The organism is Shewanella rhizosphaerae, assembly GCF_019457655.1.
Taxonomy (GTDB): domain Bacteria; phylum Pseudomonadota; class Gammaproteobacteria; order Enterobacterales; family Shewanellaceae; genus Shewanella; species Shewanella loihica.
In genome coordinates this window covers 2,733,953-2,748,693 of the sequence record NZ_CP080420.1, presented here as the reverse complement: position 1 = coordinate 2,748,693, position 14,741 = coordinate 2,733,953, and the positions used below count along the sequence as shown (strand labels likewise).

Here is a 14,741-nt window from a genome sequence, read left to right as displayed (position 1 = left end):
GGCCCGCGGAGAAAGACAGTCAGGCGTACGTTACGCCTTCTTATCGCCTCCGAAGAAATAGCTGACCCGCTCTCTGGGACTCAGGTATTTGAAGATCTTTTCCGGCAGCGCCGAGGGGGCGATACACCTGACGATAGTTAGGCCTTCGCTCTCCAGATCCACGATAGGCGCCTGCTCTTTTGGCACGAGCGCATCGTAGACCAAGATCCTTGGGAAGAGGATTTTCTCGAGATTCACCGCCATCACCATGGCATATTGTCCGCTGGAAAGTTCCACCACACTGCCAGGCGGATAGACGCCGAGCATCTTGATGAGCTTACCAATAGCCTCTTGATTGAGCCGCTCCTTGTAGTTCTTATACAGGTAGCCCAGCGCCGCATAGGGGGTTCGCGCCTTAACTTGCCCTTCTGGGTGACAGAGCTGATCGTAGAGGTTGACCGCGGCGACTAGCTGGGTTGGCAGGCTGATCTGTTCCGCCTTCAAGCCTCTGGGATAGCCGCTGCCATCGAGAAACTCATGATGGTCTCTGACGATTGGCGCCGCATCTTCGGGGAAGTTATTGGCCAGCTTCAACAGTTCTATCCCCATGGCGGGGTGCTGCCGGATGAAGTTCAGCTCGGGTTGGGTGAGCGGCGTCTTCTTGCGAAGCAGCTGAGGCGGGATCTTGAGCTTGCCCGTATCGTGAAAGAGGGCGCCCATGCCGACGGCCTCGATATCTTCTCTTGGCCAGTCCAGTTCCTTGGCGATCATCATTGAGAGCACCGCCACGTTGAGGGAGTGATAGTAGATCCCGTCGCTGTCTTTGGCGTCGCTCATCAGGTGCAGCACCAGGTTGTCGGAGTTAAGCAGCTCTTCGGTGATGCTGTTGATCAGCTCCTTGGCGTCGGAAATGGCGTTAAGCGGGCGATTTCTCAGCTTGGCGATCAGGTTGCGCATCATGGCAACGGAGCGGTCAAATTCCTGCTCGGTTTTCTTGAGATCGCGCTTGAGTTTCTTGAGGTGCTCGATACGCTCCTGCTTGTTTTGATTCATCTGCTGACTGAGTTTGGTCAGGTCGCCGTCATCTCTAAAGCTTGGGGCATCGTAGGCATCTTCTTTGCCCAGCGGCGGCGCTGAGCTCTTATCCAGGTCGACAAACACATACTCGATACCGAGTTTTTTAATCAGTTCGATCTGAGCTTCTTGCTTGAGTCTAAAGGAATTAAATAGAAAGGGATGGTCTTTCCAGGAGACAGGTAATCTAACAAAATTGCCCACTTGTAGTTGGTTTGTGTTTACCTTACAGCTTCTGCTCATGTGTCTTTACGTTTGCCTTAAGTTGCGCGTTATTTTATCTGAACCAGCTGGCTTTACAATTACTTAAGCTATGTGTCAGCATAGTTGCATCACAAATTTGTCTAATTTAGCGAGTTGTACATGGATTTCATCGAAGTCTACCCCAATGCCATTCCAGATGAACTGTGCGATCGTCTCATCGAGACCGTCAACACACATCCTGGTGTCATTGATGGTATTACGGGTCATGGTGTTGACCTGGAAAAGAAAATTAGCCGTGACATAACCATGGATAACTTTCAGGAGTTACTGCCACTGAGAAACGAACTCCTTAATTATACGCTAAAACACAGCGCGCAATATTTTGAAAAATATGCCCTGGGTTTGATGGGGGCGGTGGCGGTCACTCTGGCGGACGAGCAGGGTAAGCCGCAGACGCTGACCCCGGACAACTTCGATACCCTGGGAAGGCACAGGGTACAGCCTTTGGTGCAGTACCTGTATCGCAGCGGCACCATTAATATTCAACACTACCAGCAGGGCAAGGGGGGCTATCCCCATTGGCACTCGGAGCAGTTTCCGCAGATGGGACACAATGAGGCGCTGCACAGGGTCGTGCTTTATATGTTTTATCTAAACGATGTGGAAGAGGGCGGTGAAACCGAGTTCTTTTATCAGCAGCGTAAGATTAAGCCGAAGAAGGGCACCATGGTGATTGCGCCGGCAGGCTTCACTCACAGTCACAGGGGCAATATGCCCATCAGTGGCGATAAGTATATCGCCACCTCCTGGGTGATGTTTAACCGCGCCGAGAAGCTTTACGCCCCTGTGGGTTAAAGCGGGATCTTGATGGTGAACCTCGCCCCCTCGAGGGATGAGGTATCTATGCTGAGGCTGCCGTTGTAACTGGAGACGATTTCGTTACAGACGGCAAGCCCTATGCCTTGGCCGGCCTTCTGAGTGTCGGCGCGCACGCCGCGCTCTATTATCCGTTGACGAATGGCCTCGGGAACCCCTGGGCCGTCATCCTCCACAATTAAGACAAACTCGCTGTTATCGCTGTAACGGGCGGTGACCGCTACCTTGCTGATACATAGCTTGAAGGCGTTCTCCATCAGGTTACCACACAGCTCCATCAGATCGCCTTTGTCGCCGGGGAACACCTGATCATCCGGAATATCGGCGCTAAATTGGATCTGCTTGTCACGGTAGACCTTAAACAACATCTGCGACAGCTGGTCGATCAGCGGCGCGACCAGGGTCTGCTCCTGCTTGAGTCCCTTACGACCGAGCATGGCGCGCTTGAGCTGATACTTGACCAACTGATCCATCTGACTGACTTGTTCCATGATCTTCTCGCTGGCACTCGACTTGCTCAGGGTCTGATCGTCCGTGATGGCGTGCACCGCCGCCAGACGCGTCTTTAGGCTGTGGGCAAGATCGTTCATCGCGTTCTGGTAGCGCTCCTGCTGGGCACTGGATTGTACCAGCAGCTGGTTGAGCGCCTGGGTGACCCCTTCGAGCTCCACAGGGTAATCCTCCGAGAGTGCCTTGGCCTTGCCGCTGCTGACCTGGTGCAGCTCGTTACGCATACGCACCAGGGGGCGCATTCCCCAGTAGCCGGCACTGATCAATAGCACCAAGGCTAGGGCCAAGATCATGCCCAGGCGCCAGTAGGTGCGGCGACTGAACTTGTCGAACTCCTGTTCCAGTTTCTGGGCATCTTTCATCACCAGCAGGTTGTATTTTTGCTTGGCGATCTCCACCGATAACAGGTAGACGAAGTAGTTTTTACTGTCGGCGAGGTTGAGGTAGTAGGGCGGCGAGTCGAAGCGTATCTCGTTGAAGCGCTCACAGGTGTCGAACAGACCACGATCTACGGCCAGAGAGGAGGTCCATACCTGCTTAAACTCCTCGTTGCAGCTGGCGATGATATATTTTTCCGGGGTGTTGTTCTCGTCGAGCCATTCTGAGGTCTCGGGGATCAGGTCGTGCTCCCTCAGCTCGGCGGCCACCTTGGGGATCTCGGCGATAAGCTCGGCGGTCTCCTCGTTGTAGCTATTCTGGGCGTACAACAGGTTGACCAGCCAGGCGAGACCGAAGCCCACCAAGGCGATGATGGAGAGCGAGGTGAGAAACATCCGCGTGAGCAGACGCTGTTTGGGTTTAAACCTTATTTGCATGGCAGATTAAACTTGTAGCCCTGACCGCGAATGGTGGCGATGGGGTTTTCCAGTCCCCCCTTGGTCAGTTTCTTGCGCAGACGGCTGACCATTACTTCAATGGTGTTGGGATCGCCTTCCTTATCGCCGTAGATCACATCCAGCAGTCGCTGTTTGGCCACCACCTCGTGACAGTGGCGCATCAGGTATTCGAGGATCTGATATTCGAACGCGGTCACTTCCATGGGGCTCTGATCCAGCGTGACTTGCTTGGCGGCCAAGTCCAGCTCCAGTGGTCCGCTGGTGATCTGCGGTTTGACGAAGCCCGCACTGCGACGCACCAGGGCGTCGAGTCTGGCGACCAGCTCCTCTTTCTGAAAGGGTTTCACCAAATAGTCGTCGGCGCCGGCGTTGAGCCCCTCGACCTTATCCTGCCAGTTAACCCGGGCGGTGAGGATAAGAATTGGCGCCTTGAGTTCGGCCTTGCGCAGAGACTGGATCAGCGAGATACCGTCTTGATCCGGCAGGCCAAGGTCTATGATGGCAATGTCTATGGGATAGTTAGTCGCCTGATAGAAGCCTTCTTTGGCGGTTTGGGCGACTTGAACCTGGTTGCCTAACTCGCTCAGTTGTACCTTGAGGTGGTGGGACAGTAGGGGATCATCTTCAACGACCAAAATTCTCATATGCTTTGCCTATGTTTATTTAAGTGCTCGCTCGGTGACCCGTTAGGGCAATTGTTAGCCAAGCGGAGGACGTTTTATAAAACATTAATTTATAATAGGTTAGCTTAACAGGGACTGACTCATCTTCAAACAAAGTTTAGTTGTTAGATTTTTGTGAGCAATAAGGTCATGTTCCGCCTGTTAATTTGCCTGTCAAATGGTTAGAATCCGGTAAATTTCTTACTCGTTTAGGCCTAGATATGTCCTTCGCTAAAATTCTACCCTTAATCTTTACCTGTTTGTTTGTGCCGGCGACGTTAGCCGAAACCTTTACCTTTACGGCCATCCCTGATGAAAACGAGAGTCAGCTAAAGACGCGTTTTAACAAGGTCGCAAAGTACCTGGAGACTGAGCTGGGCGTTAAGGTGAACTATGTGCCGGTCAAATCTTACTCGGCAGCCGTCACCGCGTTCCGTAACAATCAGGTGCAGCTTGCTTGGTTTGGTGGCCTCTCTGGCGTGCAGGCGAGACGTCTGGTGCCTGGCTCACAGGCCATTGCTCAGGGTTATGAAGACCAATACTTTAAGAGCTTCTTCATCGCCAATGCCTCGACTCCGCTCGAGCAGTCGACTAACTTCCCTAACCTGAACGGTTATACCTTCACCTTCGGTTCGAAAGGGTCGACCTCTGGCCGCCTGATGCCGCAATTTTACATCGAGCGCAACATGGGCAAGCAGGTGCAAGATATCTTTACCCGTATCGGTTTCTCTGGCGACCATAGCCGTACCATCGCCCAAGTCGAGGCCGGTGCCTATCAGGTAGGCGCGGTAAACTACAAGGTATGGGAAACGGCGGTGGCCAATGGCACAGTCGATACCAGCAAGGTGAAGGTGATCTGGGAAACCCCAGCCTATCCAGACTATCAGTGGACGGTACGTGCGGACGCCGATCAACGTTTCGGTGCAGGCTTTACTGAGAAGCTGACCAAGGCGCTACTGGAGATGAAAGATCCGGATCTGCTGGCCAGCTTCCCACGTCAGTCGTTTGTTGAGGCAGACAACGCAGATTATGAGCCTATCGAATCTGTGGCCACGGCGATCGGCCTGCTAGATTAATTCTGTGCTCCAAATAGAATCACTCTCCCTGAGTTATCGTGAGACTCGGGTCATCGACGATCTCGACTTGTCGATTAAACGGGGAGAGTCTTTAGCCATAGTCGGTCCCTCTGGGGCGGGTAAGTCGACGCTGCTGAGTTATATCTACGAGCAGCTTAAGCAAGACGCCGCCCTATGCAGTCAGTCCCAAGGTTTGGTTGATGCCCTGAGCGTGTTCCATAACGTCTATATGGGCGCGCTGGCCAGACACTCCTTTGCCTATAACCTGTTAAATCTCGCCTGGCCATTGGCGGCGAGGCGTGAAGAGGTGGCCAAGCTGTGCGCTGAGCTCTATCTTGAGGCGCCGCTGCAGAAGCCTGTCTCTTCGCTCTCTGGCGGCCAACGTCAACGGGTTGCCTTGGCGCGGGCGCTCTATCAGCAAAAACCTAGTTTCATCGGCGACGAGTCGTTTTCCGCCCTGGATCCCGTGATGGCTCAGCGCCTGCTGAGTCTGGTCAAGGCGCGTCATGAAACCGTGATCATGGTGCTGCATGACAGCGACCTTGCTTTGAGTCACTTCGATCGCATCATAGGCCTTAGCGAGGGCAAGTTGGTGCTCGATAAGCCGACGAGTCAACTCGATGGTGAGCAGCTGGCCTGCTTCTTCGATAACCAGATGGCGACGAGCTAGGGTTTGTAAAATTAGATGTTTAAAATTAGATGTTCACATTCGATGTTTAGATCAGATGTTTAAATTTGTCGGTCCCTGGCAGCGGCTGACATTGGGCCTCTGGCTGCTGGTGGCGATCAGTCTATTGTTTGTCGATATTGAGATCATCAGCCTGGATCCCTGGGGTGAACTGCTGCGCATGGGGCAGGGGCTGCTCACGCCAGATTTTTTCGCCACCGAGTCGCTGGTCAATGCCCTGTGGCAGACGGTGAGCTTTGCCCTGCTTGGGGTGAGTTTCGGCCTGCTGCTCGGCTCCCCCTTGGCGCTGATTTATCGCTCGCCCTGGGTCGCGGCCTGCTGCGCCATGGTGCGGGGGATCCATGAGATCTTCTGGGCGCTGCTCTTTCTGCAAGTCTTTGGCCTGTCGCCGGTGACGGGTGTGCTGGCGATCGCCTTACCCTATGGCGCCACCTTTGCCAGGGTATTTCATGACATACTGCAGCAGGCGCCCAGTAGCACCAATGATACCTTGCCTTTTGGTTGCGACAGGCTGAGTGCTTACTTCTACGGAAAGCTTGGTCATGTGCTGCCTTTGATGCTGGCCTATGTGCGCTACCGGTTCGAGTGTGCCCTGCGCAGCAGTGCCGTGCTGGGCTTTATCGGCATGCCTACTCTGGGTTTCTACTTAGAGACCGCCTTTCGTCAGGGTAAGTATCATGAGGGGGCGGCGCTGCTCATCCTCTTCGTGGTCCTGATTGGCACTATCCCGCTCTGGTCACGCAGGCGTCTGTTGCCGCTCTATCTGTTGGCGGCGCTGTTTACCCTGCCTAAGCTGACCAGCGTGGATCTGCAGCTGGTTTGGCAGTTCTTAACTGTAGATATTCTGCCTCCGGGGATCCGCGAGGTGCTCTATGGGCAGCAAGAGCTTGCTCAGGGACTGTCGCGATTTGCCTGCTGGTGGCAGCGTTTGACTGTTGAGCAGGCCTTACCCGGCGTGGGGGCCACCTTAGTGCTGGCGATAAGCGCACTTGGCTTGACCCATCTGCTGGCACTTTTCGGCCATCGTTTTGCCAGCATGCATAGCCGCGGCAAGTTTTCTATGCCTATAGGGCAGCTTCTGCTACTGATCATGCGCTCCATGCCTGAGTATATTCTGGCCTTCATCTTCATGATGCTCTGTGGCCCTTCCATGTTGCCCGCCATCTTGGCTCTGGGGCTGCACAACGGCGCCCTGATAGCCTACCTGCTGACGCGCCAGGACAGCCTGGTTAAACCCAGCGCCCTGTATCAGCGCTGCAGCGACCACTATGGTTATGAGGTGTTGCCGCGCATCTATCCCAACCTGATGTCGCTACTCTTCTATCGGTTCGAGGTGATACTGAGGGAGACCGCCATCTTTGGCGTGCTGGGGGTGATGACGTTAGGCTTCTATATCGATAGCGCCTTTAGCGAGATACGTTACAACAACGCCTTCTATCTACTTATCGTGACCGCGTTACTCAACGTGCTGGTGGATAGCCTGGCGCGGCGAATGCTGGCCAAGCGCCTGAATCAAGGGATGGCGGTCGGCCAGGTATCTTGCGTGGTCTAACTTTTTTGCGAAAGACAAGTTAACGAATGACTATAAAATGAGAGTCTAGCGCCTAGCCTGTCGCAGGCGCTGCACGCCTTGGCAGCAGAATGATGCCAGCAGGGTAAATAGGGTCACCGCCGACATTATGATGGCGAGTCTTAGCCAGGGGGCGTCCATCGAGATGCGCATCTGCACATAATCCAGGCCGCTCAGGCCCCAGACGAAGATGGCGCTTAAGAAAAGCACCAACTGTAGGGTGCGGGTGATGGCCACGTGGCGAATGAGTAACAGTAGTGGCGCTAAGATGAAGGCCGCGCTGATCAGCGTCTGGCCGAAGCGCATAAAGTGGGCACCGAGCAGTGCAAAAGCGAGAAAGATGATGAGAATGCGCCACCACATGATAATTGCCTCAAGTTGTCGGAGTGAGAGTAAACATCTTGGTGGCAGATTACCTTGGGGCAGCGGCGCATTCTATCGCATTGTTCACAATTTCATTTATTTGCGATTATCATTGTTTAGCGCCTGTTGAAGTTTGCGCCTTTGGTCATCGCTCAGCTTGCCGGTTTCGATAAGCTGGATCAGCTGCTCCACATCGGCCTCGTCGTCGCTTCTTATCACCACAAACTCTCGCTCACCGTCACCGTGGTATTTCATTTCGATCTCGGCTATCTCGGTGGCGATCTCGGCGATATCGTCCGACAACAGCTCAATGTTCTTATTAAATTCGCCGTCTTGCGTATCTATAATCACCTCAAACTCACGGGCCTTAGCCTCAAGCTCTGCGGCTTTACGTTCCATTTCGGCTCTTTTGGCCTCCATTTCAGCACTTTTGGCCGCAACTTTAACTTCTATCTTAGCGATGTGATTGGCTAGTTCGGCCTCTTTCTTGGCCATCTTCTTGGTGAGCGCGTCCATTCTGGCCTGATCGGCTTCAGATAGCTCACTGTGGCGCAGGTAATGGTAGTGAGACTCGTCACCGTCGATCTGCTTGAGCAGGCGGACCATCATATCTTGGGTCTCTTTAGGCAGCTTGGCGAGCTTCTGCCTAATGAGCTTCTCATCTTTTATCTCATCATTGCTGAAGCTGTAGTGGTGCTGCTTACCTTCAAGATCCAGAGTCAACTTAGTGTCCTTGTCGCCATCTTGAATCAAGTTGGCCTTGAGTTGGTTGTCATTAAAATCGATTTGACGCACGTCGGTAGGTGCCGCCGCCAGGGTAAATGACAACAGCGCAGAGCAGGCGATAAACGAAGTGAGTTTATTGAGTTTCATGGTGTTTCCTTCCGTAGTGATGAATTATGATTTCCCTATGTGTTGCTAGAGGCGTGCCAAACTAGCGAAATCCAGTCTGGATGGGCATTGGTGAGGCTCTGGTTGAAAAATAAGTTCTGTCGCCCCTGGCGATTCACCCCCATATGGGACATGGATTTCCCGATTTGGGGAAATTCATGGCTTAGTCTGGGCATGGCTAGAGACCCCCGGTGGCTAATCGGGTGATCCACAAGGGATTTTATCTTGGTACTGTTTTTGTATAACCTGAGAGGCGGGCGCTCTATTACTAATTTTCTCAAGCGCCGGCGTGGCATTGTTATTGAAACTAGAGGGCTCTATGTCGATTAAAGGTTATCTGTTTGTGCTATTTGGCGCGCTCATCCTGATATTGGGAGGCAGCCAGCTGCTGGTGTCGCATTTCTATAAGGCGCAGTTGCAGAGCGAGCTCAGTGAGCGCTCGCGGGATCTGTCGCAAAACCTGGTGAAGGTGCTGATCGACAACGTCGGCACAGAGCAAGAGTTTGTGGTGCAGTTCGATGAGCAGGCCCTGCAGGAATCGCTTCAAGATGCCGAGGCGCTCAGGCAGGAGTTTGAGCAGGATATTGAATCTGTCTCCCAGGCGATTGCCCAGCTCAGCGAAGAGGTGGTGCGCATGGAGATGGAGACGGATAATGCCTCTGCCGAGCAAAAAGCCTTCTTTCGCGCCAAGCTGGCGGCCAAGCAGCAGGAGCTTAGGGATCATCTCAACGCCATGATGTCCTACGAGAAGGAGCTTAAGCAGCGCCAGAGAGCCAGTATTGCCGAGGCCAAGCGCGAGGCCGCCGATGAGTATCGCCGGCGCCTGCATGACGCCGTGAGCCAGATTGAGATAGACACCAACAGCTGGCTCGACAAGGGTAACGTGGCCATCATAGACGCGCCCATTTCGCCCACCACGCCGGAGAAGGGTAAGGTTGCGGTGGAATTTGCCCATGATATCAACTTGCCTAATCAGGAGACTAACGAGCAATTGGAGCGTTTCAGCGAGTCCATGATAGGGGCGATTCTGATGAGCTCACTGGCTGGCCTCTTATTGGTCTATATGCTCAGCCATGTGATCAGCGCGCCGCTATCGGCCCTGGCGAAGGGCCATAAGAAGTTGGGGCAGGGGGATCTTGGTTATCAGGTGGATGAGCGTGGGGTCAAAGAGTTAAAGAGTATCCTCAACGGCTTTAATAAGATGAGCAGTCAGCTCGCCTCCCTAAGCGAGCAGAAGAAGCAGATGGCGCAGCAAAAGCAGCTGGCCGAACTGGGAGAGGTGACGCGTGGGATCGCCCATAGCCTGCGTAATCCGCTGCACACCCTGGGGCTCTTGTCTGAGGCGGTCGCCCAGTCAGCATCGATAGAGGATGCCAATAAGCTGCTTAGCCAGATGCAGCAGAAGATCGCCATGATGGATAAGAGCATTCAATCTCTGCTGACACTGTCGAGTACCCAGGTGAATCGCCAGTCTTGGGTACCACTGGCGGCCACAGTGCAGGATATCTTGCTGGAACTGTCTATCAACGGCAGCAAGCCCAGCATCGCCTTTCACTGTGAGGATCAAGGGGTTCAGGTGCAGGGCGCCGAATCGGAGATCCGCAGCATCTTGCATGCCGTGGTGATCAATGCGGTGGAGGCCACTCCGGACACAGGCCGTATCGACCTGACCCTGGCGGAAGATGATGAGAGTTATACCTTAGTGGTGGCCGATACCGGCAAGGGGATCAGCCCTGAGGTGCGTGATAAGCTGGCGCAGCCCCATGTGACCACCAAGGCTGAAGGTACTGGCATGGGGATCTATATCGCCGAGCGTTTGATTCAAGGGCACTACGGTGGGCGCATCACCTTTGCTGATAATCCCGGCGGCGGCACTCTGGTGACTCTTTATTTCGCCAAGCCCGATAGTAATAAAACACAGCAAGAAGATAAGCCCCGGACAGAGGAAGTATGATGGAGCAGCCTAAGTTGCATATTTTGGTGGTAGAGGATGAGCCGGATCAGAGAGCATTGATCGTGCAGATGTTGACGGCTAACCAGTATTTGGTGGAGAGCGCCGACAGCGTCGAACAGGCGATCGTGATGATAAAGGCATCGGCGCCGGATCTGGTGTTTTCCGACTGGAAGCTGGGGCAGTTAACCGGCATGGATCTGCTTAACTATGTGCGCCGCGAACATCCAGATATGGGCTTTATCATCGCCACCGCCTACGGCACCATCACCCACGCGGTGGATGCCATGCAGGCGGGAGCGGACGACTATCTGGCCAAACCCTATCAACGCCAGAGTCTGCTGTTGGCCATCGAGAAGGTGGCCAAATCTATCGCGCTGAAGCGGCAGAACCGTCGTCTCTCTTCCGAGCTGTCTCAGCAGCAGGAGCTGGTGGGGCTGGTGGGACGCTCTTCCCTGATGCAGAAGGTGTATCAGAGGGTGCAGCGGGTGAGCGCCACAGATGCAACCGTGCTCATTGGCGGCGAGAGTGGCACGGGCAAGGAGCTGGCGGCGCGGGCGCTGTATCAGCTGTCGGGCCGTAGCCATAAGCCCTTCGTCGCCATCAACTGCGGCGCTATCCCAGAGTCTCTGGCCGAGGCGGAGCTGTTCGGCGCCGAGAAGGGGGCCTACACGGGGGCTAATACCCAGAAGATAGGTAAGTTGGAGGCAGCCGATGGCGGCACCGTCTTTCTCGATGAAATAGGCGAGCTGCCCCTGCTGCAACAGACCAAGCTGCTGCGTTTCTTGCAGGAGGGGGTGATATCCCGCCTCGGGCAGAACAGCGAGATCAAGCTGGATGTCAGGGTGATCGCCGCGACCCATAGGGATCTGCAGCTGGAGGTGGCCGAGGGGCGTTTTCGCGAGGATCTCTATTACCGCCTCAACGTGGTGCCTATCCATATGCCGGCGCTTAGGGAGCGACCCGAGGATATCGGCCGACTGGTGGAGCACTTTCTTAAACTCCACGCCAATCAATATGGCATGGAGGTGCCCAAGCTAAGCCGGGATACCTTAAAGTCGCTGCTGGACCATAGCTGGCCGGGTAACGTGCGCGAGCTGGCGAATCGCATCGAACGTTTCGTGTTACTCGGCGATGAAGAGGAGATGGTGCAGGAACTCGGCACCACGCCGCAGCCGCTGGATACCAGGCGTTTTGTCTTGCCCGAGGCGGGTATCGAGTGGGAGAGTTTCGAGAAGGATTGCCTGCGTCAGGCTCTGGACCGTTTCGAAGGCAATCGTACCAAGGCCGCCAAGTGTTTAGGCCTGAGCTATAAGGCCTTCCTCTATCGGCTGGAGAAATATCAGCTGGTCTAGATTAGCTGTGTTGCCGCATTAGCGGCCTGCTGTCGCTCAAGGAGGCTATTGATGGCGTCTATGTCAATTAAAGCGATAGCTCACCAGGCCGCGAGCAACAGCCTGAGTCTCATGCCCCAGCTGCTGGTGGCACCAGAGGTCTTAAAACGAATTTGCCCTTGCGTGTCGACGATGTAGATGGCGGGGAAAACGCTTGCGCCCCAGGCTTGGTGCAGCATCTCCTCATCGCTGATGACGTCAAACTGATAGCCGTGCTCCGCCATGAATTGGTTGATCTCATCATCTGTGCCCGAGGCAACGGCTATGCTGATCACCTTGTGCTGCTCGGCCACGCTATTGACCATGGGCGAGGTGACGCGGCAGACCGGGCACCAGGTGCCCCAGAAATAGACCAGAGTAACTTCACCTTGCTTAAGTGCAATGGGCTGACCTTGGGTGGTGAAGCCTTTGAGGAGCGGCGCCTCGCCTGAGATCATGTTGCGCTGCTGATAGCTGAGCAGGGCAAAGGCAACCAGCACCATTAAAGCCGCATCTCTGAGAAAGCGATAGCGCTTGCGCCTAGGCTTAACGAACGGCTTTAACTTGCTTGCCAGGCTTTTGAAGGTCGATGACACAGAATTGAACTCTTAGGTTTAGCGCTTCACCGGCTAGAGAAACTCGGGCGGCGTCTGGCGGGTCCAGATGCGGCTGTAGGCCATCAGCTGGGGATAGAAGGTGCGAAAGGCTATCTCTATCTCGGTATCCATCCGCTTAACCGTGTCGATGGCGCCATCGAAAATTTCCGGCTTAGAAACCCTTTTGCTTACCGCCTTAATGGTCTGATTCAGCCCTTCACGGCTCTCATAGGCGATTAGCCAGTTTTCCTGGCGCATGCGAATGATGAGATCGCTCAGATTAACCGGCAGTTGCTCGGCGCTGCTGAGCGCTAGGTAAGCCTGCTGGGCAAAGTCGGGCAGTGGCAGGTGATGATACTCTTCCCAATATTTGGCCAGCATATGGTCGAAGGCCAGATCGATCAGTATCGGCGCGGCGCGTTGCAGCGTCTTGGGGAAGGCCGCCTTGAGCTCCTTGGTGAGTTCATGGCTATCGGTAAGCGAGTCTATCTGCCTGTGCAGCCAGATCCCCTGTTGCAGGGCCTTGGGGTGGTCGGCGATATTGCCCTTGGCGAAATCACCGGCAAGGTTGGCGGCAAGATCGGTTTTACTGTTATCTGCCAGGTGCAGATGAGCCAAAAAGTTCATTAGATAAAGTTAATTGCTTTGTTAAATCACGCTTTTCACGTTATCATGCCAGAAGGTGCGATGAAACCTTTATTCTACGCGACGTTATCTTTCACCGACGGCTTGCTTAGGTATTGGGATCGACAGGATGTGCACCTATGACTCCTCATATTAATTATCGGTTTAAAGGATCATGGATGATGTGGAACTGGTTAATGAAACGCCTAGGCAAAAAATCTTCCTCTCGACGGCGGCGGGTCGAGGTCGATATCCCCTTCGAACAGCACAGTTATCGAAAAGCTAGCTTAGATCTACAGGCCAATATTGTCGTGGCCGACAAGGAGAAGAAGGCCAGCTAAGCTGTGTGTCTTGATCTTATCATCATCAGCCAATAGACTAGCGGCCGATTTATGCTAAGCAGAGACAGACTATGCGCGTTGCCGACTTTTCTTTCGATCTTCCCGATGAGTTGATCGCCCGTTACCCCATGCCTAATCGCACGGCGTCCCGACTATTGACACTCGATGGTAATAGTGGCGCGGTGGCGGACAAGCAATTTACCGATATCCTGGAGATGGTTAACCCTGGCGATCTCATGGTGTTCAACAACACCCGAGTGATCCCGGCGCGCGTCTTCGGTCAGAAGCAAACCGGTGGCAAGCTGGAGATCTTGGTCGAGCGTATGCTGGACGACAAGCGTATTCTGGCTCATGTGCGTAGCTCCAAGTCACCTAAGCCCGGCACCATCATCTGCTTAGACGGCGGCTACGAGATGACCATGCTTGCCCGTCACGACACCCTGTTTGAGCTTGAGCTCAATAGCGAGTCCACCATACTCGAGGTGCTCGAAGAGGTTGGCCATATGCCGCTGCCGCCCTATATCGACCGTCCCGATGAGGATGCCGATAAAGAGCGTTATCAGACAGTCTACAATCAGAACCCTGGTGCAGTGGCCGCGCCAACGGCGGGTCTGCACTTTGACGATGCTCTGCTTGCCGCGCTGAAAGAGAAAGGGGTCAATGTTGCCTTCGTGACCCTGCATGTGGGCGCGGGCACCTTCCAGCCGGTTAGGGTCGACAGCATCTTAGATCATAAGATGCACTCAGAGTGGGCCGAGGTGCCTCAGGATGTGGTCGATAGTATTAAGGCCACCAAGGCGGCCGGTAAACGCGTCATCGCCGTAGGCACCACCTCGGTGCGATCATTAGAGAGTGCGGCCAAGGCCAGTGAAGGAGAGCTGCAGGCTTACAGCAACGACACCGACATCTTTATCTACCCTGGTTATGAGTTTCAAATTGTCGATGCCATGGTGACTAACTTCCACCTGCCGGAATCGACCCTTATCATGTTGATCAGCGCCTTTGCCGGCTTCGATGAGGTGAAAAACGCCTATCAGCACGCGATTGCGCAAAAATACCGCTTTTTCAGCTATGGCGATGCCATGTTTGTGACTAAAAAAGCGATCTAAGCGATGATTTTGCTTTAA

Annotated in this window: 15 protein-coding genes; 8 read left to right on the top strand and 7 right to left on the bottom strand. The window is 54.2% G+C overall.

What is annotated here, in order from left to right; translation table 11 throughout:
• Nucleotides 1-30 precede the first annotated feature (30 nt).
• On the bottom strand, nucleotides 31-1,296 hold the full coding sequence (locus tag K0I63_RS12180) for a cyclic di-GMP phosphodiesterase (RefSeq protein ID WP_011866148.1): 1,266 nt from the start codon (nucleotides 1,294-1,296) through the stop codon (nucleotides 31-33).
• Nucleotides 1,297-1,416: 120 nt separating this feature from the next.
• On the opposite strand from K0I63_RS12180, the gene K0I63_RS12175 reads away from it, so the two are divergent.
• Nucleotides 1,417-2,112, top strand: coding sequence for a 2OG-Fe(II) oxygenase (locus K0I63_RS12175; protein ID WP_011866147.1), 696 nt, complete (start codon nucleotides 1,417-1,419; stop codon nucleotides 2,110-2,112).
• On the opposite strand, the gene K0I63_RS12170 is transcribed toward K0I63_RS12175, so the two are convergent.
• The gene (locus K0I63_RS12170) at nucleotides 2,109-3,458 is read right to left on the bottom strand and encodes an ATP-binding protein (RefSeq protein ID WP_220081211.1); all 1,350 of its coding nucleotides are present in this window, start codon (nucleotides 3,456-3,458) and stop codon (nucleotides 2,109-2,111) included. The genes K0I63_RS12175 and K0I63_RS12170 overlap by 4 nt on opposite strands.
• Nucleotides 3,449-4,123, bottom strand: a complete 675-nt coding sequence (locus tag K0I63_RS12165) for a response regulator (RefSeq protein ID WP_011866145.1) — start codon at nucleotides 4,121-4,123, stop codon at nucleotides 3,449-3,451. Before K0I63_RS12165 ends, K0I63_RS12170 begins: the two co-directional genes overlap by 10 nt.
• 239 nt (nucleotides 4,124-4,362) lie before the next feature.
• Between K0I63_RS12165 and K0I63_RS12160 the strand changes: the two genes are divergently transcribed.
• Genes K0I63_RS12160 through K0I63_RS12150 form a run of 3 tightly spaced genes read left to right on the top strand, consistent with a single transcriptional unit; the run spans nucleotide 4,363 to nucleotide 7,457 of the window.
• The gene (locus tag K0I63_RS12160) at nucleotides 4,363-5,217 is read left to right on the top strand and encodes a putative selenate ABC transporter substrate-binding protein (protein ID WP_220081210.1); all 855 of its coding nucleotides are present in this window, start codon (nucleotides 4,363-4,365) and stop codon (nucleotides 5,215-5,217) included.
• Between the two features lie 4 nt (nucleotides 5,218-5,221).
• A complete protein-coding gene (locus K0I63_RS12155; protein WP_220081209.1) occupies nucleotides 5,222-5,887 on the top strand; it encodes an ATP-binding cassette domain-containing protein in 666 nt (221 codons plus the stop codon).
• 55 nt (nucleotides 5,888-5,942) lie between these two features.
• Nucleotides 5,943-7,457 (top strand): PhnE/PtxC family ABC transporter permease, encoded by a 1,515-nt coding sequence (locus K0I63_RS12150; protein ID WP_220081208.1) that lies wholly within the window; start codon nucleotides 5,943-5,945, stop codon nucleotides 7,455-7,457.
• Between the two features lie 45 nt (nucleotides 7,458-7,502).
• On the opposite strand, the gene K0I63_RS12145 is transcribed toward K0I63_RS12150, so the two are convergent.
• Both K0I63_RS12145 and K0I63_RS12140 read right to left on the bottom strand, forming a co-directional pair.
• Nucleotides 7,503-7,838 (bottom strand): hypothetical protein, encoded by a 336-nt coding sequence (locus K0I63_RS12145; RefSeq protein WP_220081207.1) that lies wholly within the window; start codon nucleotides 7,836-7,838, stop codon nucleotides 7,503-7,505.
• A 96-nt stretch (nucleotides 7,839-7,934) separates the two neighbouring features.
• On the bottom strand, nucleotides 7,935-8,711 hold the full coding sequence (locus K0I63_RS12140) for a hypothetical protein (protein WP_220081206.1): 777 nt from the start codon (nucleotides 8,709-8,711) through the stop codon (nucleotides 7,935-7,937).
• Between the two features lie 337 nt (nucleotides 8,712-9,048).
• Here K0I63_RS12140 and K0I63_RS12135 point away from each other — a divergent pair, with 337 nt between their 5' ends.
• On the top strand, nucleotides 9,049-10,683 hold the full coding sequence (locus K0I63_RS12135) for a sensor histidine kinase (protein WP_220081205.1): 1,635 nt from the start codon (nucleotides 9,049-9,051) through the stop codon (nucleotides 10,681-10,683).
• Complete coding sequence (locus tag K0I63_RS12130) at nucleotides 10,683-12,035, top strand: sigma-54-dependent transcriptional regulator (protein ID WP_220083435.1); 1,353 nt, start codon at nucleotides 10,683-10,685, stop codon at nucleotides 12,033-12,035. The genes K0I63_RS12135 and K0I63_RS12130 overlap by 1 nt, the downstream gene beginning before the upstream one ends.
• Before the next feature lie 80 nt (nucleotides 12,036-12,115).
• Here the strand turns inward: K0I63_RS12130 and K0I63_RS12125 are convergent, their stop codons facing one another.
• Nucleotides 12,116-12,649, bottom strand: a complete 534-nt coding sequence (locus K0I63_RS12125) for a protein disulfide oxidoreductase (RefSeq protein WP_258406859.1) — start codon at nucleotides 12,647-12,649, stop codon at nucleotides 12,116-12,118.
• Nucleotides 12,650-12,682: 33 nt separating this feature from the next.
• Nucleotides 12,683-13,276, bottom strand: a complete 594-nt coding sequence (locus K0I63_RS12120) for an acyl carrier protein phosphodiesterase (protein ID WP_220042720.1) — start codon at nucleotides 13,274-13,276, stop codon at nucleotides 12,683-12,685.
• Nucleotides 13,277-13,452: 176 nt separating this feature from the next.
• Between K0I63_RS12120 and K0I63_RS12115 the strand changes: the two genes are divergently transcribed.
• Together K0I63_RS12115 and queA are read left to right on the top strand one after the other, a co-directional pair.
• Nucleotides 13,453-13,614 (top strand): hypothetical protein, encoded by a 162-nt coding sequence (locus K0I63_RS12115; protein ID WP_186300684.1) that lies wholly within the window; start codon nucleotides 13,453-13,455, stop codon nucleotides 13,612-13,614.
• A gap of 71 nt (nucleotides 13,615-13,685) precedes the next feature.
• Nucleotides 13,686-14,723 carry a tRNA preQ1(34) S-adenosylmethionine ribosyltransferase-isomerase QueA gene (gene queA, locus K0I63_RS12110; RefSeq protein ID WP_220081204.1) on the top strand — a complete coding sequence of 346 codons (1,038 nt, stop codon included), beginning with the start codon at nucleotides 13,686-13,688 and terminating at the stop codon, nucleotides 14,721-14,723.
• Nucleotides 14,724-14,741: the final 18 nt, after the last annotated feature.